This is a genomic window from Acidovorax sp. sif0632 (assembly GCF_019218805.1).
GTDB classification, from domain to species: domain Bacteria; phylum Pseudomonadota; class Gammaproteobacteria; order Burkholderiales; family Burkholderiaceae_C; genus Acidovorax; species Acidovorax facilis.
Window position 1 is genome coordinate 53,431 of sequence record NZ_JAHUWW010000008.1, and the last position, 26,259, is coordinate 79,689.

At 67.2% G+C, this 26,259-nt stretch carries 25 protein-coding genes; 21 read left to right on the forward strand and 4 right to left on the reverse strand.

The annotated features are described in order from the left end of the window. Positions 1-7: 7 nt before the first annotated feature. From KW832_RS21685 to KW832_RS21710, 6 genes are all read left to right on the forward strand, one after another. Positions 8-700, forward strand: coding sequence for a flagellar basal body L-ring protein FlgH (locus tag KW832_RS21685; protein ID WP_218301570.1), 693 nt, complete (start codon positions 8-10; stop codon positions 698-700). A gap of 382 nt (positions 701-1,082) precedes the next feature. After that, positions 1,083-2,234 carry a flagellar basal body P-ring protein FlgI gene (locus KW832_RS21690; protein WP_121421304.1) on the forward strand — a complete coding sequence of 384 codons (1,152 nt, stop codon included), beginning with the start codon at positions 1,083-1,085 and terminating at the stop codon, positions 2,232-2,234. A 15-nt stretch (positions 2,235-2,249) separates the two neighbouring features. Next, positions 2,250-3,170: a flagellar assembly peptidoglycan hydrolase FlgJ gene (gene flgJ, locus KW832_RS21695; protein WP_176887176.1), complete on the forward strand. Its 921-nt coding sequence runs from the start codon at positions 2,250-2,252 to the stop codon at positions 3,168-3,170. 175 nt (positions 3,171-3,345) lie between these two features. After that, complete coding sequence (flgK, locus tag KW832_RS21700; protein WP_055398315.1) at positions 3,346-5,322, forward strand: flagellar hook-associated protein FlgK; 1,977 nt, start codon at positions 3,346-3,348, stop codon at positions 5,320-5,322. Positions 5,323-5,349: 27 nt separating this feature from the next. Beyond that, complete coding sequence (flgL, locus tag KW832_RS21705) at positions 5,350-6,603, forward strand: flagellar hook-associated protein FlgL (protein WP_121421307.1); 1,254 nt, start codon at positions 5,350-5,352, stop codon at positions 6,601-6,603. A gap of 72 nt (positions 6,604-6,675) precedes the next feature. After that, complete coding sequence (locus tag KW832_RS21710; RefSeq protein ID WP_121508438.1) at positions 6,676-7,911, forward strand: HDOD domain-containing protein; 1,236 nt, start codon at positions 6,676-6,678, stop codon at positions 7,909-7,911. A 147-nt stretch (positions 7,912-8,058) separates the two neighbouring features. Here KW832_RS21710 and KW832_RS21715 read toward each other — a convergent pair whose 3' ends face one another. Continuing rightward, positions 8,059-9,549, reverse strand: a complete 1,491-nt coding sequence (locus tag KW832_RS21715) for a PLP-dependent aminotransferase family protein (RefSeq protein ID WP_121421309.1) — start codon at positions 9,547-9,549, stop codon at positions 8,059-8,061. 147 nt (positions 9,550-9,696) lie between these two features. On the opposite strand from KW832_RS21715, the gene KW832_RS21720 reads away from it, so the two are divergent. From KW832_RS21720 to KW832_RS21780, 13 genes are all read left to right on the forward strand, one after another. Then, entirely contained in the window at positions 9,697-10,311 is a 615-nt protein-coding gene (locus KW832_RS21720) for a LysE family translocator (RefSeq protein WP_121421310.1), read from the forward strand. Next, positions 10,308-11,222, forward strand: coding sequence for a DMT family transporter (locus KW832_RS21725; protein ID WP_218301569.1), 915 nt, complete (start codon positions 10,308-10,310; stop codon positions 11,220-11,222). Before KW832_RS21720 ends, KW832_RS21725 begins: the two co-directional genes overlap by 4 nt. Further along, complete coding sequence (locus KW832_RS21730; RefSeq protein WP_218301568.1) at positions 11,219-11,689, forward strand: RidA family protein; 471 nt, start codon at positions 11,219-11,221, stop codon at positions 11,687-11,689. Before KW832_RS21725 ends, KW832_RS21730 begins: the two co-directional genes overlap by 4 nt. A gap of 5 nt (positions 11,690-11,694) precedes the next feature. Then, positions 11,695-12,024 (forward strand): DHCW motif cupin fold protein, encoded by a 330-nt coding sequence (locus tag KW832_RS21735; RefSeq protein ID WP_121421313.1) that lies wholly within the window; start codon positions 11,695-11,697, stop codon positions 12,022-12,024. 32 nt (positions 12,025-12,056) lie between these two features. Further along, entirely contained in the window at positions 12,057-12,368 is a 312-nt protein-coding gene (locus KW832_RS21740) for a cupin domain-containing protein (protein WP_370633168.1), read from the forward strand. Continuing rightward, positions 12,365-13,567: a PLP-dependent aminotransferase family protein gene (locus KW832_RS21745; RefSeq protein ID WP_218301566.1), complete on the forward strand. Its 1,203-nt coding sequence runs from the start codon at positions 12,365-12,367 to the stop codon at positions 13,565-13,567. The genes KW832_RS21740 and KW832_RS21745 overlap by 4 nt, the downstream gene beginning before the upstream one ends. Before the next feature lie 168 nt (positions 13,568-13,735). Further along, positions 13,736-14,362, forward strand: a complete 627-nt coding sequence (locus KW832_RS21750; RefSeq protein WP_055398324.1) for a glutathione S-transferase — start codon at positions 13,736-13,738, stop codon at positions 14,360-14,362. A 14-nt stretch (positions 14,363-14,376) separates the two neighbouring features. Continuing rightward, a complete protein-coding gene (locus KW832_RS21755) occupies positions 14,377-15,240 on the forward strand; it encodes a PhzF family phenazine biosynthesis protein (RefSeq protein ID WP_218301565.1) in 864 nt (287 codons plus the stop codon). A 172-nt stretch (positions 15,241-15,412) separates the two neighbouring features. Further along, entirely contained in the window at positions 15,413-16,288 is an 876-nt protein-coding gene (locus KW832_RS21760; RefSeq protein ID WP_218301564.1) for a PhzF family phenazine biosynthesis protein, read from the forward strand. Between the two features lie 29 nt (positions 16,289-16,317). Further along, positions 16,318-17,004: a VOC family protein gene (locus KW832_RS21765; protein ID WP_370633169.1), complete on the forward strand. Its 687-nt coding sequence runs from the start codon at positions 16,318-16,320 to the stop codon at positions 17,002-17,004. 5 nt (positions 17,005-17,009) lie between these two features. Continuing rightward, complete coding sequence (locus KW832_RS21770; RefSeq protein WP_218301563.1) at positions 17,010-17,651, forward strand: LysE family translocator; 642 nt, start codon at positions 17,010-17,012, stop codon at positions 17,649-17,651. Then, complete coding sequence (locus tag KW832_RS21775) at positions 17,648-18,631, forward strand: threonine dehydratase (protein ID WP_218301562.1); 984 nt, start codon at positions 17,648-17,650, stop codon at positions 18,629-18,631. The genes KW832_RS21770 and KW832_RS21775 overlap by 4 nt, the downstream gene beginning before the upstream one ends. A 96-nt stretch (positions 18,632-18,727) precedes the next feature. Continuing rightward, on the forward strand, positions 18,728-19,399 hold the full coding sequence (locus KW832_RS21780) for a histidine phosphatase family protein (protein ID WP_055398330.1): 672 nt from the start codon (positions 18,728-18,730) through the stop codon (positions 19,397-19,399). 174 nt (positions 19,400-19,573) lie between these two features. Here the strand turns inward: KW832_RS21780 and KW832_RS21785 are convergent, their stop codons facing one another. From KW832_RS21785 to KW832_RS21795, 3 genes are read right to left on the reverse strand one after another with little or no spacing between them, the layout of a single operon-like run. Next, complete coding sequence (locus tag KW832_RS21785; protein ID WP_218301561.1) at positions 19,574-20,038, reverse strand: GNAT family N-acetyltransferase; 465 nt, start codon at positions 20,036-20,038, stop codon at positions 19,574-19,576. 34 nt (positions 20,039-20,072) lie between these two features. After that, positions 20,073-20,933, reverse strand: coding sequence for a creatininase family protein (locus KW832_RS21790; protein ID WP_218301560.1), 861 nt, complete (start codon positions 20,931-20,933; stop codon positions 20,073-20,075). Between the two features lie 31 nt (positions 20,934-20,964). After that, positions 20,965-21,324 carry a hypothetical protein gene (locus tag KW832_RS21795; protein WP_055398333.1) on the reverse strand — a complete coding sequence of 120 codons (360 nt, stop codon included), beginning with the start codon at positions 21,322-21,324 and terminating at the stop codon, positions 20,965-20,967. 112 nt (positions 21,325-21,436) lie between these two features. Between KW832_RS21795 and KW832_RS21800 the strand changes: the two genes are divergently transcribed. Further along, on the forward strand, positions 21,437-22,189 hold the full coding sequence (locus tag KW832_RS21800; RefSeq protein WP_218301559.1) for an alanyl-tRNA editing protein: 753 nt from the start codon (positions 21,437-21,439) through the stop codon (positions 22,187-22,189). 178 nt (positions 22,190-22,367) lie between these two features. Next, a complete protein-coding gene (locus KW832_RS21805) occupies positions 22,368-26,180 on the forward strand; it encodes a DUF748 domain-containing protein (RefSeq protein ID WP_218301558.1) in 3,813 nt (1,270 codons plus the stop codon). The last annotated feature ends 79 nt before the right edge of the window (positions 26,181-26,259 follow it).

The window sequence follows — 26,259 nt, forward strand, 5'->3', positions numbered from 1 at the left end:
GTTCGCCATGCTGCCGTTCACACGCCTTTTTGCCCTGCCCACCGCCGTGGGCGCGCTGCTGCTCACGGGCTGCGCCGCCACCTTGTCGCCGCCGCCGCCGGTGGACATCCTACCGACCACCCCACCACCACTGGCCGCAGCGCACCGTGCACCACCGCCCGTGACCGGGGGCCTGTTCCACAACGCCAGCTACCGCCCCGCGTTCGAAGACCGCCGCGCACGTCTGGTGGGCGACAACGTCACGATCATGATCGTCGAGAACGTGACGGCCAGCCAGAAATCCTCGTCCACCGTGGACCGTACCTCGGAGGCCTCGGCCGGCATCACCAACTTGCCTTTCGTGAAAAAGTCGCTGGCCGACCGCACCACGCTCGGCGCCGGTTCGGAAAGCACCTTCTCGGGCAAGGGCGGCACCGAAAGCGCCAACACCTTCACCGGCTCGATCACCGCCACCGTGGTGGACGTGCTGCCCAACGGCCACCTGGTCGTGACGGGCGAGAAGCAGATCGGCGTGAACCAGAACGTGGATGTGCTGCGCTTCTCGGGCACCATCGATCCGCGCGCGCTGCAGCCGGGCAGCATTGTCAACTCGACCCAGGTGGCCAATGTGCGGGTGGAATCCCGTGGCCGTGGCGCACAGAACGAAGCCCAGGCCTTGGGCTGGATGAACCGGGTCTTCAACACGATCACGCCGTTTTAGGGTTTCACCCCCTGAGGCGCTGCGCGCCTTCCCCCTCTCTCTACGCGCTGCGCGCTAGGGGAGGCGGACGCCGCCAGCGCGGCGGGGCGGCCCTTGCGCGGCGGCCCGCGCTTTGGCCGCGCCAGTTTTGACGAGCACTGGGCTGTGGGATGGCTGCGATTGTGTAGTTGATCTCAAAATCGCTATCTTATTTATAGCTATTTACGCTTATCTATTAAGCGACAGCGGCTATTTTTATTCATATTTCACCTTGCAGCTTGACCCGGACCAACCGCCCGGGCGCACGGTACGCCACCGCCGTTTCCACCCGCTCGGGAACCCATGCAATAGGCCGGTGAACCCGCTTCTTTTTGGGTTTTAGTTCCTGGCGGGGCCGCCCACAATCGGTGTCATGAAAGCCTTGTCCCATTCCCTCTTGTCACGCCCCGTGCGCGCGCTGTGGCTGTTGCTGGCCCTCGTGGCTGCTGGTGTGGCGGTGCCTGCCCATGCCTTGCGCATCAAGGAAGTGGCGGCGGTGCAGGGCGTGCGCAGCAACCAGCTGACGGGCTATGGCCTGGTGGTGGGGCTGGACGGCACGGGCGACCAGACCACGCAGATGCCTTACACCACGCAGGCCATGTCCAACTACCTGCAGCAGATGGGCATCAGCCTGCCGCCTGGCACGGCGAACCAGTTGCAGCTCAAGAACGTGGCGGCGGTGATCGTCACGGCACAGCTACCGGCCTTTGCCCAGCCCGGGCAGATGATCGACATCAACGTGTCCTCCATGGGCAACGCCAAGTCGCTCAAGGGCGGAACGCTCATCGTCACGCCCCTGCGCGGCGCCGACGGCGAGATCTACGCCCTGGCCCAGGGCAATGTGGTGGTGGGAGGCGCGGGCGCCTCGGCGGGCGGCAGCAAGGTGCAGATCAACCATCTGAGTGCAGGCCGGGTTCCGCAAGGCGCACAGGTCGAACGCGCCGTGCCCACACCCCTCAACGAGGGCGACACCATCAACCTGGGGCTCAATGCCTCGGACTTCCAGACCGCACGCCGCGTGGCGCAGGCCATCAACACCAAACTGGGTAGCGGCCTGGCCACGGCGCTCGACGGGCGCACCGTGCAAGTGCGCGCACCGCTGGACCCCGGCGCCCGCGTGGGCTTCATCGCCGACCTGGAAGAACTGCCCCTGGAGGCGTCCACTCCCTCGGCCAAGGTCGTCATCAATGCACGCACCGGCTCGGTGGTGCTGAACCAGGCCGTGACGCTGGGCCCCTGCGCCATTGCACACGGCAACCTGTCGATCACCATCAGCTCCACGCCCGTCATCAGCCAGCCCGCTCCACTCTCGCAAGGGCAGACCGTGGTGGCGCAGCAAAGCGACATCCGCATCAACCAGGAACCGGGCAACATCATCCAGATGCCGGCTTCACCCCAGCTGGCAGACGTGGTCAAGGCGCTCAACACGCTGGGGGCCACACCGGGCGACCTGCTGGCCATCCTGCAGGCCATCAAGGCCGCCGGCGCCCTCAACGCCGAGCTGGAAGTGATCTGACCCCGGGGAGCAAACATGGCCCTCACCCTGCCCTCGTCCAGCACCACCAGCAGCACCTCCAATGCGCTGGCGGTGGACATCCGCTCGCTCAATTCGCTCAAGTACGACGCGGGCACGGCCAACAACGCCCAGACCACGCGCGAGGTCGCCAAGCAGTTCGAGTCGCTGTTCATGCGCGAGCTGATCAAGAGCATGCGCGACGCCACGATGAAATCCGGCCTCATGGAAGGCGAGCAGGCCAACCTGGGCCAGGACATGCTGGACCAGCAGCTGTCGGTCAGCATGTCGGGCCAGCAGGGCGGGCTGTCTGAAGCGATTGCACGCCAGCTCTCGCGGCAGATGGGCGGGGCCGACGCGAATTTCTCCGTGCCCTCCACACTGAGCCTGCCGCAGGCGCTGCCCCGCGCAGCGTCCTCGGCCACCGGCACACCGGCCGAGGCCACTGGACCCGCGCCCAAGGGCCGCGATGGTTTTGTGCAGCACCTCTCGGGCACCGCCGAGCGCGTGGCCCAGGAGAGTGGCATTCCCGCCAGCTTCATGCTGGGCCAGGCTGGTCACGAAACCGGCTGGGGCAAGAGCGAGATCAAGCACAAGGACGGCTCCAACTCGTTCAACCTGTTCGGCATCAAGGCCGGCAAGGGCTGGACAGGCAAGGTGGCCGAGATCACCACCACCGAATACATCAACGGCAAGGCCCAGAAGGTGACGGCGAAGTTCCGCGCCTACGACTCGTACGAGGATTCGTTCCGGGACTACGCAAAGCTCATCAAGGACAGCCCGCGCTACGAGAAGGCCGAATCCGTCGCCCAGTCCGGCTCGGCCATGGCCTATGCCTCGGCGCTGCAAAAGGCGGGCTACGCCACCGACCCCGAGTACGCCAAAAAGCTCGGCGGTGCCATCAATAGCGTGCTGCGCACGCTGCGCGCGCAGGCTTGACCATGCAAACACCCCCTGAGTCGCTTCGCGCCTTCCCCCTCTCTCGCTTCGCGGGAGGGGGACGCCCCCAGCGCGGCGGGGCGGCCCTTGCGCGGGGGCACTGGCTAGGGCCGCGCCAGTCACACGCGCTGGGGGTGAAGGCAGCGCTGGGGATCACTGAAATGCGAGGTGAGTCATGAGCTTGCTCAACGTCGGCGCCCGCGCCCTGTTGGCCAACCAGGTGGCGCTGCAGACGGCGGGCCACAACATTGCCAACGTCAACACGCCCGGCTATTCGCGCCAGACCGTGGTGCTGCAGACCGTGCAGGGCCAGTTCACGGGCGGCGGCTACATCGGCCAGGGCGTGGATGTACAGACCATCCTGCGCAACCAGAGCGAGCTGCTCACGCGCCAGTCGGCCACGGCGGGCTCGGTGCAGTCGTCCGACATCGTGCGGGCCGAGCGCCTGCGCCAGCTGCAGGAGGTCTTCAGCGGCGGCACGGCGGGCCTGGGTGCAGCCATCAATGACATGATGAATGCGTTCTCGGACGTGGTGAGCGCCCCCACGGACATCACTGCGCGCACCGTGGTGCTCACGCGCATGGACGAAACCGCCTCGCGCATGCGTGCGGCCGCCGACCGCATCAACGAGATCCAGTACACCGTAACCGAACAGCTGCAAAGCAGCATCACCGCCGTCAACAGCCTGGCCGGGCAGATGGCCAGCGTGAACGAGCAGATCGCGCGCGCCAAGGGCAATGGCCAGACTCCGAACGACCTGCTGGACCAGCGCGACCAGATCATCCGCGACATCAACCAGTATGTGCAGACCACGCAGATCCCGGCCGACGATGGCACCGTGGGCCTGTTTGTGGCGGGCAGCCAGCCGCTGGTGCTGGGCACCACGGCCACCAGCCTGTCCATCGATGACGCGACGGCCTTCCCCGGCAGCGGCCAGATCAAGCTGTTCTTCAACCGGCCCGGTGCGCCAGCCGTGGAGATGGACGAGAACGTGCTCGGCGGCGGGTCGATGTCGGGCCTGCTGCGTTTTAACAACAACGATCTGGCCGAAGGGCGCAACCTGCTGGGCCGCATGGCCATGGCCATCGGCATGACGATGAACGACCAGCACAACCTGGGCCTGACGCTGGACGGTGCGCTGGGCAAGGACCTGTTCGCCCTGCCCGCCAGCATGCCGGGCCACACCAACGGCGCGGGCGTGGGCACGGTGTCCTTCACCGGCCCCACGGAGTTCGCGGCGTCGGACTACGAAATCCGCTTTACCACCGGCACGGCCGGGCAGGTGGTGCGCTTGTCGGACGGCACGTCCACCCCGTTCACCGACGCGGCCAACCTGGCCACGCTGCAGATCGACGGCCTGAACTTCAACCTGACCACGCCCGGCAACCCCGGCGAGCGCATGTTGTTCAAGCCGTTCAGCACGGCGGCGGCCAACATCCAGTCGCTGGTGTACTCACCGCGTGATCTGGCTGCGGCCAACCCCATCAACGCGGCCATGGGCACCTCCAACGGCGGCACGCTGCAGCTGGCGGGCCTCAAAGCCACGGGCCTGCCCAATCCGCCGGGGCTGGTTCTGCCGCCCAACGCCAACCCGGCGGCGTTGCCCCCCATCCTGGGCGGTATCCAGCTGCAGTTCACGGCCGGCCCGCCCACCACGTACGACGTGCTGGACCGGGGCACTGCGCCCCCCACCACCATTGCCGCTGCGCAGCCCTACACGCCGGGTGCACCCATCTCGATCAACGGTTGGGAGATCAAGCTGCAGGGCAGCCCCAACACGGGCGACACCGTCGTGATCGGCAATGCATCGGACCCGCAGTACGGCGACATCTTCACGCGCAACGCGGGCAACGCGAGTGCACTCATGGGCCTGCGGGACGTGAAGATGTTCGACGAATCCACACTATCCGACGGCTACGCAGGGGCCATGGCCCAGGTGGGCACCCGCACCCAGAGCGCGCTGTTCGCGGCCGAGCTGTCCACCACCATCGCGGCCAACCTGGAACGGGACCGTACGGCGATTTCGGGCGTGAACCTGGACGAGGAGGCTGCAAGGCTGATCCAATACCAGCAGGCGTACCAGGCATCGTCCAAAATGATCCAGATTGCGCAAAACATCTTTGACTCGCTGCTGCAGGGCCTCGGCCGCTGACGGCGGGACAGGAGTTAGGAGTTCGACATGAGTAACAGCATCTACCGCCTTGGCACGGCCAACATGTATGACAACGCGCTGCGCAACCTGGGCACGCGCCAGACCAACCTGTCGAACCTGCAGGAGAACCTGACCTCGGGCAAACGCGTGGTGCGGGCCAGCGATGACCCCGTGTCGGCCGCGCAGGCCGAACGCGCCATCAACCGGCTGGCGCGCATCCAGACCGAGCAGCGCGCCCTGGAAACGCAGCGCAACGCCATCGCGCAGGCCGAGTCCGCCCTGGGCGACGCAGTGGACCTGGTGCAGAACTTCCGCGAACTGGTGGTGAACGCCGGCAGTGCGGCCCTGACCCCCAACGACCGCAACACCATCGCCAACCAGCTGCAAGGCCTGCGCGAGCAGCTGCTGGAAGTGGCCAACCGCAAGGACACCAACGGCGTTCCCCTGCTCAGCGCCCTGGGCAGCGCGCTCGCGCCGTTCCTCGGCCCCCTGAGCAGCAGCCCCGACTACAGCTTTGAAGGACTGCCTGGCCAGACAGCCAGCAGTGGCGTGTCGATTCCCAACACCCTGGATGGCGAAGCCGCCTTCATGTTCGACCCGCAGCGCGATGGTGTCTACACCGCAGGTGTCAGCGCCATTCCCTCCAGCCGCTTCCTCAACACCACGGCGGTCACCCCCGTGGACCCGAGCCTGGTAACCGGCGACAACTACACCATCACTTTCAGCGCGGTCGGCCCGGGTGCCACACCCGGCACCACCACCGCCACCTACACGCTCACCAACACCACCACAGGCGCCGTGTCACCGGCCGTGGTGGTGCCCGACTATCCCACCGACAAGCCAGTGACCATCGCCATCACCAGCATCCCGGGCCTGAGCTTCGACATCAAGGGCAACCCTGCCACCGGGGACACCATTACCCTGCAGCCCAGCCCGAGCATGTTCAGCACCCTGGACAACGCGATCCGCGACATCCGCAGCGCCCCCGACAGCAATGCAGCGGCGCAGGCAGTGGGGCAGGCCCTGGGCAACATGGACATTGGCCTGGAACGCCTGCACAACATGCGCGGCTATGCGGGCGAGCTGCTCAACCGAGCGGACCGCATCACGGGCGACCAGGAAAAGCGCTCCATCCAGCTCGAAGGCGACCGCTCGCGGGCCGAGGATCTCGATATGATCCAGGGAATTTCAGACTTCCAGAACCAGCAGGTGGGGTACGAGGCAGCACTCAAGTCCTATGCGCAGGTTCAGAAGCTGTCCCTGTTCAATTTCATCAGTTAAAGCGGGCCTGCCCACGCTGCACAGCCCCGGGCGGGGACAGGCCCCAACGACGAGACAACCGCCTAAGAGCACATGGTCCAATCTGTCCTTGGCAGCCTGATTCTGGGTTACCGCCCTTTGTGGAACCGCGCCCGCAAGCTCGCGGCCATCCAGCTTTATGTGCACAGCGAGGCCTCGGCCCTGGTCGATACCGCCCACCTGCTGCGCACGCTGCAGGAGTTGTGGTCTGCCAGTTCTCCCCCGATTCTGCTGTCCCCCCAAAGCCACCAGCTGTTGTCCAACATGCTGGAGCACGCGCCACGTGGCGCGCCCTGGATCGAGGTGCGCGGCAACTGGTTGTCCGACTCCACCATCTATGCGCTGGTCAAGGCCGCCCACCAGCGGGGCCTGAAGCTCGTGTGGCGCGGCGAGCTGGGTCGGCTGCCCGAGCCCGACATTGCCCAGTGCTTTGACAACAGCCTGCTCACCCTGCGCCCCGAAGACGCCGTGGCGGCCCTGAAGGCGGCCCCCGCCGCCCGCCCTGGCGGCACCCCCACGCAGCCCGCGCGCACCACCAGCCCGGTGCTGGCCGGGCAGATGTACGAGAACATTGCCAGCCGCGCGCTCATGGAGCATTGCCTGGACCAGCACAACGCCCTGGCACTGGCCGGCTGGCCCACCGAAGACGTGCTCTACAGCCTGCGCCACCATCCCCAGCAACCATCGCACGCGGTGATCTTCAAGCTCATGAAGGCCATCGACGCAGAGCAGTCGCTGGAAACCTTTGAAGACATCATGGGCCAGGACCCGATCCTGGCGTACCGCTTCATGGTGTACACCAACTCTGCGGCCCTGGGCCTGCGCACCGGCATCGATTCGCTGCGCCGGGGCCTGGTGATGATGGGCTACGGCTCCATCAAGCGCTGGCTGTCCGACCAGCTGCCCCATGCCAGCACCGACCCCAACATGCAGCCGGTGCGCGAGGCCATGGTGATGCGCGCCCAACTCACCGCACAGCTGCTCGACGCGGGCGTGGAGAACGATCTGCGCCGCGAGATCTACCTGTGTGGTCTGCTGTCGCAGATCGACGACCTGCTGGGGGAGCCGCTTGGCACCATCCTGCGCCGTCTGCCCTTGTCTGAGCGCATCTATGACGCCACGGTGCTGCGCACCGGCCCCTACACCGGTGGCCTGCAGATGGCATGCGCGCTGGAGACGGACGACGCCAGTGCCATTCGCAATCTTTGCGAGACGTTCGAGCTGGACCTGGAAGAGGTCAACCGCGCGCTGCTGCGGGTGCTGGCCGACCTGGAAGTAGAGCGAAGATAGCCCCCCTGAGCCGCTGCGCGTCTTCCCCCAAGGGGGACGCCACCGGTGGCCCGGCAAAGCCGGTTCCACGGTGGCACTGGCTGGGGCCGCGCCAGTATTTGCCGACAGCGCCAGTCTGGGACATGGGCTCAAAGGCAGTGGGTCGGCTCACCGTGCCTGCTCATCGCGCACCCGCGCAAAAGTCTTCCAGAACTCCGCCTCCTGCGTGGTCGCAAAGTTGATGCGCATGAGGGTGCTGGGTTGGCGCTCTGCATGGAACAGCGCGCCCGGTGCCAGCAGGTAGCCCTCGTCGAGCATGCGCTGCGACAGCGCGTCGGTGTCCACCCCCGTCTCCACCCAGCCAAACAGGCCCACGGGCTCGGCCGCAAAGGTGCAGCCCGCGCCCAGCGCCAGCTTCACGCTGCGTGCACGCGCAGCGTCGAGCCGCGTGCGGATGCGCTCGGCGTGGCGGCGCAGTTGGCCCTGTTCGATGCACAGGGCCAGGGCTTTTTCCAGCAGCGCGGGCGTGGTCAGCGTGGCCAGCAGTTTGGTGTCCAGCAATTGCTCCACCAGCGCGGGCGGTGCGGCCATGAAACCGATGCGCCAGTTGGGCGCGAGGATCTTGGCAAAGCCGCTCACGTAGATGGTGCGCTGCAGCCCATCGAGCGCCGTGAGGCGCGTGGCGTGCTCGGGCGCGATGTGGCTGTAGGTATCGTCCTCCACCACATGGAAGTTGTACTGGTTGGCCAGCTGCAGGATGCGATGCGCGCTGCCCGGAGACAGGCAGTAGCCCGTGGGGTTGTGGAACACGCTCACGCTCACGTAAAGCTTGGGCTGGTGCACCTCGCAGTACTTCGCCATGACCTCCAGGTCTGGCCCGTCGGCACGGCGCGGCACCGGCAGGATGTGCATGCCCAAAGCAGACAAGCGCGCAAACTCCACCGCCCAGCCGGGTTCCTCCACCATCACCGGGTCGCCCGGGCGCAGCAGCGTGCGGCTCACGATGTCGAGCGCGTGCGTGGCACCCACGGTGGTGATGATGTTTTCGGGGGCCGCATGCACATTCAGCGTGGCCAGCTTCTTGGACAGCACCCGGCGCAGCCCCGTGTCGCCCAGAGGCTCGCCGTACTGCAGCGAAAAATCATTCAACGCGCGTGTGCTGGTCACCTTGCGCACAGCGGCGGGCATGAAGGTGGACTCCAGCCAGGCAGGCGGAAACACGCCCATGCCGGGCTGCGGCTTGTCGCTGATCTTGTGGAACATGCCCCGGATCAATGCCGTGGCGTTGACGGGCGGCGCCCCCCGCGCTGCACCGCGCCCGGCGCCCCGCGCGGCAAACCAGTGCGCGGTGCTCCAGTTGCCCATGGCACGCTCGACCTCCTGGGCGCCCGCGTCGTCGTCCTCAGCGCCCCTGTCCAGCAACCCGTTGGCCATCTCGCGCACAAAGAAGCCCCGATTTTTGCGCGCCTCCACCAGCCCCTGCGCCAGCAATTGGTCGTACGCCGCCACCACAGTGGAAGGGCTCACGCCATGCTGCTGCGCGCACTGCCGCACCGAAGGCAGGCGCGCGCCGGGTGCCAGCAGCCGGTTGCGGATGCGCTCGCCAAAACGCGCCGACAGCTGCTCGGTCAGCGACTGGGTGGTGGTTTTCATCAGCATGGCGGTGTCCTTGTGTACTGTTATCGCGGCCAATACAGATCACGAACTGCGCTGCTTAACTGTACTGGTTGTGTACTGACATCGAAGATTACATTGAAGCCCAGGCGCTGACAAGCCACCCGCCATAAAGCCCGGACCCACCTGCCCATGACCGCCCCCGAACTGACTGCCCTGCTGCTGTTCTGCACCGCGATGAGTTTTTCGCCGGGGCCCAACACCACCTTGTCCACTGCGCTGGCCGCGAACCTGGGCCTCAAGCGCGCTCTGCGCTTTTGCTTTGCGGTGCCCACAGGCTGGACGCTGCTCATGCTGGGCAGCGGCCTGGGCCTGGGCGCCCTGATCACCGGAGTGCCCGCGCTGCGCTGGGCTGTAACGCTGCTGGGCGTGGCCTACATGCTCTGGCTGGCCTGGAAGCTCAGCAGGGCAGGCAAGATGACCGAGATCGACACCACGCGCCTGAACGTGACCTTCTGGCAGGGCGTGGGCCTGCAGTTCGTGAACATCAAGGCCTGGATGCTGGCGCTCACGCTCAGCGCGGGCTGGGTGGTCAACGCCGCAGGCCAGCCCTCGACCAATCCGGGCGAGCGCCTGGCCATCATCTGCGGGGTGATGATGGTGTTTGCGTTCACCAGCAACTTTGCCTACGCGCTCATCGGCTCGCTGCTGCGCCAGTGGCTGGCGCAGGGCCAGCGCCTGCTCTGGTTCAACCGCGCACTGGCCCTGGTGCTCGTTGCCACTGCCCTTTGGATGCTCGCGCTATGAACAACGCACAAGAACGCGAGGCGCTGGTCTGGGGGCTTGTGGGCGTCACCCTGTTTGCGGCCACCCTGCCGATGACCCGCCTCGCCGTGGGGCCCACCGACGCGCCGCAGCTGTCGCCCTGGTTCGTCACATTCGGCCGCGCTGCCGTGGCAGGGCTGCTGTCCATCGCCTATCTGTGGCTGCAGCATGCGCGCGGGCGCCTCAACCCGCCGCAGAAAGCAGAATGGCCGCTGCTGGCCATCACGGCCTTTGGCGTGATCGTGGGGTTTCCGCTGTTTCTGGCTCTGGCGCTGCGCCATGTGCCCAGCACACACGGGGCCGTGGTCACCGCCTTGCTACCACTGTCCACCGCCTTGCTCGGCGCGCTGTGGTATCGGCAAAGGCCCTCCGCCGGATTCTGGGCCTGTGCGGTGCTGGGCAGCAGCCTGGTGCTGGGCTTCATGGTGTGGCGGGCCGGTGGCATCTACCTGGGTGCAGCCAACATCTACCTGCTCATTGCCATGACCACGGGCGCGTTCGGCTACATCGGCGGCGCCCGCCTCACGCCACGCCTGGGGGCCGAGCAGGTTATCTGCTGGGTACTGGTGTGCTCCCTGCCGCTGACCATTCCCATCGCCTGGTGGTTTGCACCGGCCGTGCCCTCGGCCATTGGCGGCATGAGCTGGCTGGGTTTTATCTACGTGGCGCTGTTCTCGATGTGGATCGGCTTCTTCGCCTGGTACCGGGCGCTGGCACTGGGCGCCGTGCGCGTGAGCCAGATCCAGCTGATCCAGCCCTTCCTGAGCCTGCTCTTCGCCGTGCCGCTGCTTGGAGAGCGGCTGGATACCGTCACGGTGGTGTTTGCACTGGCCGTGATCGCCACCGTATTTGTGGGCAAGAAGATGCCCGTTCACCAAGGAGCCGCCGCATGACCTCCATCGACCCGGAACAACGCCTGCAGCAGCTGGGCCTGGTGTTGCCCGCCGTGACCGCACCCCGTGGCAACTTCGACGCCTATGTCCTCGACGGCAACACGCTGTACCTGTCGGGCAAGGGCGCTCCCGCCCGCGAAGACATGGCCACCGTGCCCAAGGTAGGGCGCGAAATCAGCGCCACTGAAGCCAGGGACCATGCCCGCGAGGTGGGACTGCACCTGATCGCGACGATGAAGGCTGCACTGGGCGACCTCTCGCGGGTGCGCCGCGTGGTCAAGGTGCTGGGCATGGTCAACGCCACCCCCGACTTCATGCAGCACACCGAGGTCATCAACGGCTGCTCGGACCTGCTGGTCGAGGTGTTCGGCGACGCGGGGCGGCATGCGCGCTCTGCCGTGGGCGTAGGCTCCCTGCCGCGTGGCTTCGCGGTGGAGATTGAAGCGGTGGTTTCCGTGAAAGACTGACAGCCATGCAGATACACAACATCCCGTTTGCCACCACCGACTGGTCCAGCATTCCCCGCGAAGAAAAAAGCGCACAGGCAGGCCAGGCCTTCTGGCGCACGCAGCAATTCGGCGACATGCGCGTTCGCATGGTGGAGTACACGGCCGGATACGTTTCGGACCACTGGTGTGTCAAGGGCCATGTGCTGCTGTGCCTCAGCGGAGAATTGCACACCGAGCTGGCCGACGGCCGCCGTTTCACGCTGACGCCGGGCTTGAGCTACCAGGTGGCGGACAACGCCGAGCCCCACCGTTCCAGCTCACCCCAAGGGGCAACCCTGTTCATCGTGGACTGACCAGGAAGATGGGAACTCCTGTGAAATACTCCGTGGAACACGCATTGCAGCAGCTACCTGGCCCGGCCGGCGAGCGGTTCGTGGAACTCTTGCGCCACGGCAGCATGCGCACGGAGCTGTATGCGCCACGCGGCCACGACCCGCAGCAGCCGCACGCGCAGGACGAGTTGTATTTCGTCCAGCGTGGGAGCGGAGAATTCGTGCAAGGTGAAGCCCGCCACCACTTCGCGGCCGGAGATGCCTTTTTTGTACCTGCGGGACAGCATCACCGCTTTGAGAATTTTTCTGACGACTTTGCAACATGGGTAGTCTTTTGGGGACCGCCCGGAGGAGAACGAGAGTGAAACTGAACGACCTTCCACAGACCAGCACCTGGACCCTGGCGCGCCGCGCCGAGCGCATGAACCCTTCGGTCATCCGCGAAATCCTCAAGGTCACGGAAAAGCCCGGCATCATCAGCCTGGCGGGCGGCCTGCCCTCGCCCAAGACCTTCCCGGTCTCGGCCTTTGCCGAAGCCTCGGCCGCCGTGCTGGCCAATGACGGCCCCGCCGCCCTGCAATACGCCGCCAGCGAAGGGTATGCCCCGCTGCGCCAGGCCATCGCGGACTTCCTGCCCTGGGATGTGGATGCCGACCAGGTGCTCATCACCACCGGCTCGCAGCAGGCGCTGGACCTGATCGCCAAGGTGCTGATCGACACCGACAGCCGCGTGCTGGTGGAAACACCCACCTACCTGGGCGCGCTGCAGGCCTTCACGCCCATGGAGCCTGCCGTGGTGTCCGTGGCCAGCGATGACGAAGGTGTGCTCATCGACGACCTGAAGGCCAAGGTGGGCACGGGTGCCAACAAGGCGCGCTTTTTGTACGTGCTGCCCAACTTCCAGAACCCCACGGGCCGCACCATGAGCGAAGCACGCCGCGTCGCCCTGGTGCAGGCTGCCGCTGAACTGAATCTGCCGCTGGTAGAAGACAACCCCTACGGTGACCTGTGGTTTGACAACCCGCCACCCGCGCCGCTGACGGCCCGCAACCCTGAAGGCTGCATCTACATGGGCTCGTTCTCCAAGGTGCTGGCACCCGGCCTGCGCCTGGGTTTTGTGGTGGCGCCCAAGGCGGTTTACCCCAAGCTGCTGCAGGCCAAGCAGGCCGCCGACCTGCACACGCCCGGCTACAACCAGCGCCTGGTGGCCGAGGTGATGAAGGGCAATTTCCTGGACCGCCATGTGCCCACCATCCGCGCGCTGTACAAGCAGCAGTGCGAGGCCATGCTGGCCGCGCTCGACAAGGAAATGCAGGGCCTCGGTGTGCAGTGGAACCGCCCCGATGGCGGCATGTTCCTGTGGGTGCGCTTGCCCGAAGGCATGAGTGCCGTCGAACTGCTGCCCAAGGCGGTGGAGCGCAACGTGGCCTTCGTGCCCGGCGCGGCGTTTTATGCCGACAACGCCGACCCGCGCACACTGCGTCTGTCGTTCGTCACATCGACGGTAGAGCAGATTGCCACCGGCATTGCTGCGCTGGCAGCGGCCATCCGCGATAACAAGTGAACAACCCCCTGTGGCGCTGCGCGCCTTCCCCTTCTCTGACATCGCTGTGCGATGCGGAAGGGGGACGCCGCCAGCGCGGCGGGGCGGCCCTTGCGCGGCGGCCGCTGGCCGGGCCACGCCCGCTTCATACATCACAGTTCGTTCAACGCACATGAAAGTTGATTCAACATGCTGAGGCTCTGGGGGCGCCTGTCGTCCATCAACGTGCGCAAGGTGGTGTGGGCTGCGCAAGAACTCGGCATCACGGTGCAGCGCACCGACGCGGGCGGCCAGTTCGGGCTGGTGCGCGAGGCCGACTATCTGCAGCGCAATCCCAATGGCCTGGTGCCGCTGATGGAAGACGACGAGACCAGCACCGTGTTGTGGGAATCCAACCCCATCGTGCGCTACTTGTGCGCGCGGCACTCGCCGGGCGAGCTGTACCCTGAAACCTTGCGTGAGCGCTTTGTGGCCGAGCAGTGGATGGACTGGCAGCAGACCACCCTGAACCCGGCCGGGCGCGATGCCTTTGTGCAGTGGATACGCACCCCAGCGGCCCAGCGGGACGACGGGCTGATTGCAGCATCCGTGGCGGCCACGGAGCCTCTGATGGGACTGCTGGATGCGCATCTGGCGCGCCAGCCCTTCATGGCGGGCGACCGGTTCACCATGGCGGACATCCCTGTGGCCTGCGAGATCCACCGCTGGTGGGGCCTGCCACAAGAACGTGTGGCGCGCCCTCACCTGGAGCGGTGGTACAACACGGTCAGCACCCGGCCCGGCGCACGCGGGGTGCTGGACCAGCCCCTGTCGTGATCCCGGAGCCCCCCATGCACCAGCGTCCCTTCAAGCAAATCGATGTGTTCAGCGATCGCCCGGGTTTTGGCAACCCGGTCGCCGTGGTGCTGGATGCCGAGGGCCTGAGCGACAGCGACATGCGCCGCTTTGCGGCGTGGACCAACCTGTCGGAAACCACCTTTCTGCTGCCCGCCACCGAGGCCGGGCGCGCCGCGGGTGCCGACTACCGCCTGCGCATCTTCAGCCCCAATGGCGAACTGCCCTTTGCGGGACACCCCACGCTGGGCACCTGCCACGCGTGGCTGCAGGCGGGCAACACGCCACGCCAGCAGGGCATGGTGATCCAGGAGTGCGCGCTGGGTTTGGTGCGTATTGCGCAGGCCGATGGCACCCTGGCCTTTGCCGCCCCGCCCCTGAAGCGCAGCGCGCCCAGCCCGGCCCTGGTGCCGCTGATTGCGAGCGCGCTGGGCCTGCGCCCCCCGCAGATCCTGGGGGCACAACTGCTGGACAACGGCCCAGTGTGGCTGGGCCTGCTGCTCGACAGCGCAGACACCGTGCTGGGCCTGCGGCCGGACCACGCGCGCCTGAAAGACCTGGGGCAGGACGTGGGCGTGATCCATGTCGGCCCCACCGCCAGCGACACCGCCCAGCCCGGCGTGGTGGTGCGCGCCTTTGCCGCCCCCATGGGCAACCCCGAAGACCCGGTCACCGGCACCTTGAACGCCAGCTTGGCCGAGTGGCTGGTCGCCGATGGCCTGGCGCCACGCAGCTATCTGGTCGCCCAGGGTGAATGCCTGGGCCGCGCCGGCCGCGTGCACATCCGCCAGGACGACGATCACCAGATCTGGGTGGGCGGGCGTGCAGTCACCTGCATCGAGGGCACGGTGCTGCTATGAATTTGATGGTTTCCGTGCCGCGCCCCAGCGGCTGAACTTCACGCCTGCGGGCTCCTGACGGGGCCTACCGAATCCACACCAAAAACACCGGGCAACACACCCGGTAAGCCCCCGGCGTGCCTCCACCGTCACCTCACTGGCCGCATCACCGATTTTTCTACCAAGGACCACCATGCAACAGCGCCCCTTCCAACAAGTCGATGTTTTCACCGCCCAGGCCTACCGGGGCAACCCGCTGGCCGTGGTGCTCGATGGCACGGGCCTGTCCACCGAGACCATGCAGGAATTCACGAACTGGACCAACCTGTCCGAAGCCACCTTCTTGTTGCCACCCACTCCCGAAGGCCGCGCCGCCGGTGCCGACTACCGCGTGCGCATCTTCTGCCCCGGGCGCGAGCTACCGTTTGCCGGCCACCCCACGCTGGGCAGCTGCCACGCCTGGCTGCAGGCCGGTGGCAAGCCCCAGGTAGCAGGCAAGGTGGTGCAGGAATGTGGCGTGGGCCTGGTCACGCTGCGCCAGGATGGCGACCGCCTGGCTTTTGCCGCGCCTGCGTTGATCAAAAGCGGCCCGCTGGCGGAAGACGACGTGGCCTTGATTGCCAGGGGCCTGGGGATAGACCGCAGCGACATCCTGCACCACGCCTGGTGCGACAACGGCCCCAACTGGCGCGGGGTGATGCTGCGCTCGGCTGAGCAGGTGCTGGCGCTCAAGCCCGACGCCAGCATCCTCGGCCAACTCGATGTGGGCGTGGTGGGACCGCGCGGAAAAGTGGGTGTCATCGGCAGCACGGACGCAGAAGCCGTCGCCTTCGAGGTGCGCGCTTTTTTCCCCGGCAACAACGGCCTGGCCGAAGACCCCGTCACCGGCAGCCTGAATGCCGCGCTGGCGCAGTGGCTCATCGGCGCCGGGATGGCCCCCACGCAGTATGTGGCCGCCCAAGGCACCTGCCTGGGGCGCGCCGGGCGGGTGTACGTGCAGCAGGACGGCGACACCATCTGGGTGGGCGGCAGCTCGGTCACCTGCGTGTCGGGTGAGGTGCTGCTGTGACCACGGCCATCCCCCAGCACCCACCCTGCGTGGACCACCTGGTTATGTTGGCTACGGACCTTGCCAGCGGCGTGGCGTGGTGCGAGCGCACGCTGGGCATCACCCCCACGGCGGGCGGTGAACACCCGCTGATGGGCACACACAACCGCATCATCAACGTCTCCAGCCCGGCGCATTCGCGCGTCTATCTGGAGATCATTGCTATCAACACAGGAGCATCTCCCGCAATACCAGCGGTCGCAAGGCGCTGGTTTGACATGGACGATGCGGCTCTGCAGCAGCAGGTGGCAGCGCACGGCCCGCAGCTCATCCACTGGGTGGCCTCCGTGCCCGACGTGGCCGAGCGGTGTGCCGCGCTGGGGGCGCTCGACATCGAGCGCGGCGCCATCGTCACCGCCAGCCGGCCCACGCCAAACGGCCTGCTGCAATGGCAGATCACCGTGCGCGACGACGGCCTGCGCCTCATGGACGGCTGCCTGCCCACCCTCATCCAGTGGGGCGCGGTGCACCCGTGCGACAACCTGCCCGGCAGCGGCGTGCAACTGCAGCGGCTAACGCTGCAGCATCCGCAGGCCGCCACACTGCAGGCCGCGTGCGAAGCGGTGGGGGTAGCAAACTGCGTCGCCATCACACCCGGCGACACGCCCCGGCTCACCGCGCAGCTCAGCACGCCACGGGGTCCGGTCACCCTCTCGTCGTTCACCCCTCAGGAGTAACCGCCATGCTTTTCTCTGTACAGGAACTGCTGCTCTTCACACTCGCCGCGCTGGTACTGGTGCTCACGCCGGGCCCCAACATGGTGTATTGCGTTTCGCGCAGCCTCACCCAGGGGCCGCGCGCCGGGCTTGTCTCGCTGACCGGAGTGGTGCTGGGTTTTGTCGTGCACCTGCTGGCAGCGGCGCTGGGCCTCACAGCGCTGCTCGCCGCCGTGCCACTGGCGTTTGACGCCATCCGCTACGCCGGTGCCGCCTACCTGCTGTGGATGGCCTGGCAGGCCGTCAAACCCGGCGGCGCTTCTCCCTTCGAGGCGCGCAACCTGCCGCACGACAGCCCGCGCACGCTGTTCCTGATGGGCTTCATGACCAACCTCCTGAACCCCAAGGTGGCCATGTTCTACCTGTCGTTCTTCCCCCAGTTTCTGCACCCCGAGCGCGGCCAGCTGCTGCAACAAAGCCTGACGCTGGGCGCGGTGCAGATCAGCACCAGTGCCGCCGTGAACGCGCTGCTGGTGCTGGGTGCCGCGCGCGTGGCGCTGTTCCTCAACCGCAATGCTGCATGGATGCGCGCCCAGCGCTATTTCATGGGCACCGTCCTCGGTCTGCTCGCCCTCAAACTGTTGACTGAAAAGAAAGCCGCCGCATGAACACCCGCCTCGACCCCACCGCCCTGCTGCCCACCCTGGCCGACATCGAAGCCGCTGCCGAGGTGGTGTACCGCGACTTCGCCGCCACGCCCCAGTACCGCTGGGGCCTGCTCAGCCAGCGCCTGGGCACCGATTGCTGGCTCAAGCACGAGAACCACACGCCCGTGGGCGCCTTCAAGATCCGCGGCGGGCTGACCTACTTTGACCAGCTCGCACAACACGGCTCGCTGCCCATGGAAGTGATCAGCGCCACACGCGGCAACCACGGCCAAAGCATGGGCTGGGCCGCGCGCCGCCACGGCGTGGCCTGCACCATCGTCGTGCCACGCGGCAATTCGGTCGAGAAAAACGCTGCCATGCGCGCACTGGGCGTCACGCTCATCGAACACGGCGACGACTTCCAAGAAGCGCGCGAACACGCCATCCAGCTCGCGGCCCAGCGCGGCGCCCACATGGTGCCCAGCTTCCACCCCGACCTGCTGCGCGGCGTGAGCACGTATTGGTGGGAGTTCTTGCGCGCCGTGCCTCAGCTCGACGTGGTGTATGTGCCCATCGGCCAAGGCTCGGGTGCGTGCTCGGCCATCGCGGCCAAGCTGGCCCTGCAGCACTCGGTGCGCGTGGTCGGCGTTGTGAGCAGCCACGCCACCACGTACGCCGATTCGCTGGCCGCCGGCCGCGTGGTCGAGGCGCCCGTCACCACCCAGCTCGCCGACGGCATGGCCTGCCGCGTGGCCGACCCCGAAGCCCTGGCCGTGATGGCCCCGCACATCGACCATATCGTGCAGGTAAGCGATACCGAAGTGGCCGCCGCCATGCGCGCCTTGTTCACTGACACGCACAACGTGGCCGAGGGTGCAGGCGCTGCGGCGCTGGCGGCAGCGCTGCAGGAACGCGACCAGCTCCAGGGCTTGCATGTGGGCCTGGCGTTGACAGGCGGCAACGTGGACGCGCCGATGTTCAGCAGCGTTCTGGCAGGCTGATCCCGTTGCACACACAAGCTACCATGCTATTCATTCAGTAGCATTGGTCGCTTGTGTGACAAGCGCCAGGGCCCTGTTCTGGCCACAATCCGCCGCATGGGAACCCTCTACCTCGTGCGCCACGGCCAGGCCTCGTTTGGCGCAGATGACTATGACGTGCTCAGCGCGCGCGGGCGCGAACAGGCCGTGCGCCTGGGCGAATACTGGCGAGCGCGGGGTATGGCGTTCGACGCCGTCATCACCGGCACGCTGCGCCGCCACACGCAAACGCTGGAAGGCATTGCCGAAGGCTTGCAGGCCATGCCCCAAGTGCTTCAATTGCCGGGCCTCAACGAATACGACAGCCATGCACTCATCGCGGCCATCCACCCCCAGCCGCTGGGCAAAGCCGATACGCCCGAGTTGTACCGCGCGCACTTTCGCATCCTGTGCGACGCGCTGGCGCAGTGGATGGCGGGCGTCATCAGCCCGCAGGGCATGCCGACGTGGAACGAATTTTCAGCCGGCGTGCGCGCTGCGCTCGACCATGTGCGCCACCACCACGCGGGCCACAACGTGCTGCTGGTAAGCAGTGGCGGCCCCATTTCCACGGCCGTGGGCGAGGTGCTGGGCACCGCACCCGAGGTGACCATTGCGCTGAACATGCGCATCCGCAACAGCGCGGTGACGGAGTTCTCGATCTCGCCCAAGCGGCTGATGCTGCAGACGTTCAACACGCTGCCGCACCTGAACGAGCTGGAGCATGCGGGATGGGTGACGCATGCTTGACGCCTGCGGTCGGAATTCTGGGTGTTTTTGGCTTCTAGCGCCTATTGGACAAGCGCCAAAAGCTATGCAATTTATAGCAAACTGACATTCCTGGCCCCACTGCGCCCGGCAGCAGCACCGCGACTCCAGGCCGCTCCCACACCGGAATCCGTGTTGGGTAACCTTACCGCCCCTCTACAAATCCAGCGCCAGAAACCGGGTTCCCGGCACCGGGTTGAAGCTCACGGGCTCAGCCGTGACAAAGCCCAAGGATTCATAGAGCCTTTGGGCCGCGACAAATTCGGGAAGCACGTCCAGGCACATGCGCCGGTAGCCGGCCTCCCTCGCGACGCGCAGCATCTCCTCGACCAGCTTCCGCCCCAGATCCATCCCCCGGGCCACAGGCCGCACATACACGCGCTTCAACTCGCAGGTGCCGTCCTCCACGCGGCGCAGGGCCGCGCAACCCACCACACGGCCCTCGACGACGGCCAGCAGGACACCGCCATCGGGCTCCGCGTACTTGCCGGGCAGCTCCGCGAACTCCTGCTCATAGTCCTGAAAATCGAGATTGGCGGTCGGACTCTGGACGTACTCGCGAAAGATCGCGGTGACTGCGGTGAGATCGTCGGGGAAGATGGCGCGCCGGATCGTGGTCATGCGGGGACGGACGGGAGGGGTTGCGCAAATGCGCTCATTCGGTCTCGGGGCGCACAGTCTGCAACGGCAGGCGCACCAGCTCCTCCAGCAGCGCCACCAATTGCCCTGCCGCAGCGTCCACCACCGCCTGCCCTTTGTCGGCCGTGGCTCCAGCCGCATTGCCCACTGCACCGGCCGGGTGGTAGTCCTGCATCTGCCAGCCCAGCTTGGCGCTTTTGCCGTTGCCCAGAATGGCGTAGCGCTCCGACCGGTCCTGCGACGTGGAGCGGAAATCCCGCGCATGCTCCATGTGCACCGTGCCGGGTGCCAAGTGCAGCATCATCGAGGTCTCGATCTCGCCCGCGTGGATGCCAAAGCGGTGCTCCTGGGCGCTGAACTGGCCCGCCACCGCCTCGGGCAGCGGCAGGCTGAACCAGCTGGCGCTGTAGACGATCAGGTCGCAGCGCGTGCGCAGCTCGCGCGCCACGATGTCCATCACGCTCACCTGGCCACCGTGCCCGTTGAACAGCAGCAGCTTCTTGACGCCTGCACGGGCCACACATTCCCCGATCTCGGTCCACAGTGCAATCACCGTGGCGGGCGAGAGGGTGAGCGTGCCCGGAAAGCGGATGTGCTCCGGGCTCAGGCCCACGTTCTGTGACGGTAAAAACAGCACGGGCAGGTCGGCAGGCAGTTGCGGCAATGCAGCGTCGATCACGCCCTGCAGTAGCGTGGCGTCCACCGACAGCGGCAGGTGCGGGCCATGCTGCTCGACGGCGGCCACGGGCAACACCGCCACGACCTGATCGGCCCGGCCGCTGCGCTGCAGCGCGGCAAAGTCGCGGGTGGACAGGTCGGCCCAGAAGCGCGAGGACAAGGAGAGTGGTGCAGATTGGGGCGCGGCGGCAGCGGTCATGCCGCGATGTTAGGGCCTGTTCCGGGCCGCGTCACTTCAGCGCCATCTTGCCCAGCCAGACCAGCAGGTGTGCCACGCCCATCACCAGCAGAGCGGTGGATGCCAACCCACTGGCCCAGCTGCCCAGGCCACGGCGGCGCTGCCAGGCGCGTACCACCAGAGCCACCACCCAGCCCACCGCTGCCAGCCCGGCCCACAGCATCCACAACAGCCCCACGCCCAGGCAGCCAAAGCTCTCGCAGTACAGCGAGAAGGTGTAATAGGACAGGCCCCCCAATGCCACGCACAGCCCCAGCAACAGCACGTCCAGCGTGCGCGAGACCCACACCGCCCTGCGCGAAAGCGGGGCCGAAGAAGACGACTGTGGCGATGAGGGCAAGGGCGTGTTCATGAAAAACCGAAGGTGGAGCGGCGCGGAATGATGCGTGGCAGAAACCCCTGCAGCCCAGCATAGCGCCCGCCCCACCGCCGCGCGCCGCCGCCCATCCCGCTACCATCACCGCATGACCCAAGACCTCTTCCGCCAAGACGCCTACCTGCGCGAATGCAGCGCCCACATCACCGCCGTCACCGATGTCGGCATCGTGCTGGACCAGACCGTGTTCTACCCCCTGGGCGGCGGCCAGGCGGGTGACAGTGGCGTGCTGGTGCTGGCCGACGGCACCGAGATCGCCATCGCCGACACCCGCAAGGGCAAGGACGCCGAAGGAAACCCCACCAGCGACATCGTGCACATCCCCGCCCCCGGGCAGGAAGACCGCGTGGCGCAGCTCGCGCCCGGCACCGCCGTTACCGCACGCATCGACTGGGAGCGCCGCCACCGCATGATGCGGCTGCACACCACCAGCCACCTGCTGTGCCATGTAGTGCCGCAGCTGGTCAACGGCTGCTCCATCACGCCCGACTACGCGCGGCTGGACTTTGCGATGACCGACCCGCTGGACAAGGAGCAGCTCACCGCCGCCATCGCCACCCTGGTGGCCGCTGCGCACCCGCTCACCGTGGCATCGATCAGCGACGAAGAACTGGACGCCAACCCCGCGCTGGTCAAAAGCATGAGCGTGCAGCCCCCGCGCGGCACCGGGCGCATCCGCACCATCCGCATCGGTGGCGAAGACAACGCGCCGCTGATCGACCTGCAGCCCTGCGGCGGCACGCATGTGGCCAACACGTCGGAGATCGGCGCCATCGTGGTGACCAAAATCGAGAAAAAGAGCGCAACGACTCGACGGGTGGTACTGGGCTTTGCTCAGTGAGCGCAGCGACGAGCACGCTCCTCAAATGTCAACAATCTTGAGCCGCCGCAGCCCCCGGTTGCAATGGCTTACCCCGCCAGACCCACAACGGGGACAATAGCGGCCCGCGCGCGCGGCCTTTTTTGGACTTCTTGCACCCGGCGTCCTGGGGCTGCGGCGCTCACTTTTGCCTGCCGCCATGCCGATCTCCCTGCGCTCCGTCTCGTTTGCCTCCCTGCGCCAGCACCGCTGGTTCCGCCCCGCCGTCCGCGCGCTGGCGGCGTTGATCGTGTTGTGGCTGGTCACCTGGCTGGCCATTCCGCCGCTGGTCAAGGGGCCGCTGGAGCGCATTGCGTCCGAACAACTGGGCCGCACCGTCACCGTGGGGGGCATCGACTTTGAGCCCTGGAGCCTGGAATTCGCGCTGCGCGACGTGGCCGTGGCGGGTGCCAACGGCGCGCCCCCACAGCTGACCATTGGCCGCGTCTATGCCGATGGGGAGTTGCAGTCGCTGCTGCGCCTGGCGCCCGTGGTGGACGCCTTCACCATCGAAAACCCGGTGCTGCGCATCACCCACCTGGGCGACGGCCGCTATGACGTGGACGACATCATCGCCAAGGTCACCGCTCCCACCACCGAACCCGAGCCCGACAAAGGCCCCGCACGGGTGGCGCTGTACAACCTGGCACTGACGGGTGGCAGCATCGACTTCTCGGACACCGCCGTGGATAAAACCCACGAGGTGCGCGATCTGGCCCTCAAGGTGCCTTTCATCAGCACCTTGCCGTCGCAACGCGAGGTGAAGGTCGAGCCCCACCTGGCGTTCACGCTCAATGGCAGCCGGTTTGACTCGTCCGCCCAGGGCACGCCGTTTGCGCAGACCGGCCAGGCTGACGCGCAGATTCGGCTGGACGGGCTGGACCTCGCGCCCTACCTGGGCTATTTGCCAGCCAACCTGCCCGTCAAGGTGTTGGGCGCCACGCTGGATGCGGATGTGAAGGTGGCCTTTGAGCAGCACCCGCGCATGGCCGTGAAGCTGACCGGCACCGTGCAAGCCAGCGGCGTACGCATCGCAGACCGCCAGGGCGCCGACCTTCTGAGCTATGAGCGCCTGAAAGTCGACATGGCCGATGTGCGCCCGCTGGACCAGGTGGTGCGACTGCAGCATGTGGAGCTGACCGCGCCCGTGGTCACCGCCACGCGCGATGCGGCAGGCCAGATCAACCTGGCGCAACTGGCACCGCCTGCACCGCCGCCATCGGCGGTCAAGGGCAAGACCCCCGCACCTGCGGCACCTGCATCTGCTGAACCGGCGTCTTCGCCACTGGCCAGCGCCAGCGCAGCATCGGCCTCTGCCTCGCCCACTTCCTCCAGCAAAGCCAAGGCCAAGGCCGCACCCGCCTGGGTCGTGGAAGTCGCCACCGCCGCAGTGCGCGGCGGCACCCTGCGCTGGGCCGACCAGACCACGCGCCCCGCAGCGGCCCTGCAGGCCACAGAGGTCACGCTGGATGCGGCCGACGTCGCCTTCCCCTTCGCCAGACCCTTTACCTTCAAGGGCGGGCTCAACCTGCAGGGCAGCACACTCAGCTTCACCGGCGAAGCCACGGACCAGAAGGCCCAGGTCAACGCCACCGTGAACGCGCTGGCGCTGCAGCTGGCCGCGCCCTACCTGGCCCAAACGCTAGAGCCCACGGTGACCGGCCAGCTCAGCGGAGATGTGGGTGTGCTGTGGCAAGCGCCCACGCCACAGGCCGCGCAGGCAGGCGCCACCGGCGTCACCCTCAAGGCAGGCCCCCTAGCGCTGGAGCAACTGGCCGTCAAGCAGGGCAAGACCACCCTGGCCAGCCTGGGCAAGCTCGACATTGCCGGGGCCGAAGTGCCCCTGGACGCACGCGCCGCCACGCTGGAGCGCCTGGCCATCAGCCAGCCGCAACTGGCGGTGGAGCGGGGCGCGGACGGGCGCTGGATGTTCGAGCGCTGGCTCAAGGCGGCACCCGCCGCGCAAGGCAGCGCAACGACCGACCCAACCCCCGCCAGCAACGCCGCGCCCTGGAAGCTGCGCGTGGCCGATTTCTCGCTGCAAGGCGGCACCGTCTCGCTGGCCGACAACGCCCAGCCGCGCCCCGTGGCGCTGGAGGTGACGGCCCTGGGCATCACCGCCCGCAACCTGGCCAGCGACGGCAGCAAGCCCGAAGCTTTCACGCTCACCGCCCGCGCCGCCGCACCGGGCAAGGGCAGCAAGGCCGCGCCGGGCAAGCTCGACTACCAGGGCACGCTGGCCCTGCAGCCGCTGACCACCCAGGGCAAGCTCGACGCCACCCGCCTGCCGCTGCACGCACTCGACGGCTACCTGGCCAGCCAGCTGTCGGTAGAACTGCTGCGCGCCGATGTGGGCTACCGGGGCCAGGTGGCCCTGGCGCAGACTGACAAAGGAGTCAGTCTGCGTCTGAACGGTGATGCCGTGGTGGAAGACCTGCAGGCCAACAGCACCGCCGCCTTCACCCCCAAGACCGAGGCCCAGGTGGGTGAGGAACTGCTGGCCTGGAAGAGCCTGAACCTGCGCGGCCTGGCCGTGGCCACCGCCCCCGGCACCGCGCCGCGCGTGGAGGTCAAGGAGACCAGCCTGGTGGACTTTTTTGCCCGGGTCACCATCAACGAGGCCGGCCGCATCAACCTGAGCGACATTGCCAAGACTCCGGCCGAGGCACGGGCGGCCAACGCGGCCAGCGTTGCGGCCAGCACGGCCGCCCCCACGGCATCAGCCCCGGCCTCAGCCGTATCGGAAACGCCCACCGCCCCTGCCACTGCTGCGGTGGCCCAGGCCGACCCGCTGGCCCCTGTGGTGGTCTTTGGCCCCGTGAGCCTGGTCAACGGCAAGGTGCTGTTCTCGGACTTCTTCATCAAGCCCAACTACTCGGCCGACCTGTCGGAGCTGACCGGCAAGCTCAGCGCGTTCTCGTCCGAAGCCTCGGGTGGCGAGCCCGTGCTGGCCGACCTGGAGCTGCGCGGCCGCGCCGAGGGCTCGGCGTCGCTCGAAGTGACCGGCAAGCTCAACCCGCTGGCCAAACCGCTGGCCCTCGACATCGTGGGCAAGGTGCGCGACCTGGAGCTGCCCCCGCTCACGCCCTATTCCGTCAAATACGCGGGCCATGGCATCGAGCGCGGCAAGCTCAGCGTGGACGTGAACTACAAGGTGCTGCCCAATGGCCAGCTCACCGCCAGCAACCGGCTAGTGCTCAACCAGCTGACCTTTGGCGAGCCCGTGGAGGGCGCGCCCAACAGCCTGCCCGTGAAGCTGGCCGTGGCCCTGCTGGCCGACCGCCAGGGCGTGATCGACCTGGACCTGCCCATCAGCGGCTCGCTCAACGACCCGCAGTTCCGCATTGGCCCGGTGATCTTCAAGATCATCGTCAACCTCATCGGCAAGGCGCTGACCTCGCCCTTCAGCCTGCTGGCCAGCGCCTTCGGCGGTGGCGACGAGATGAGCCACGTGCCCTTTGCCCCCGGCAGCGCCACGCTCACGCCCGAGGCGCAGCAGAACCTGGACAAGGTGGCCAAGGCGCTGGCTGATCGCCCGGCGCTCAAGATCACCGTGACCGGAACGGCCAGCCTGCAGGACGAGCGCGAAGGCCTGCGGCGCGAGAGCCTGCAACAACGGGTGTTGGCCGAAAAACGCCGCGCCAATCCGGGCGATACCGCCCCCGTATCGGCCGCCGAATACCCCGCCCTGCTCAAGGAGGTGTACCGCCGCGCCGACATCCCCAAGCCGCGCAACCTGGTCGGCCTGACCAAGGAGCTCACGGTGCCCGAGATGGAAGCCCTGCTGCTGGCCAACCAGCCCGCCACCGAGGCCATGGCCGCCGAACTGGCCACGCAGCGCGGCCAGGCGATCCGCGCCTATCTGGTGGCGCAGAAGCTGCCAGTAGAGCGGTTGTTCGTAGCGGCCCCCAAGGCTGGCAAACAGCCCGAAAAGTGGACCCCGCGTGCGGATTTGAGCCTGGCGACACAATAGGCGCCTGGCTGGCGGAAGGTTCCGGGGAATCCCCCTCCGCCAGTCTGATCGCCCCGCAGGCAGAGCACAGGGGCGCCGG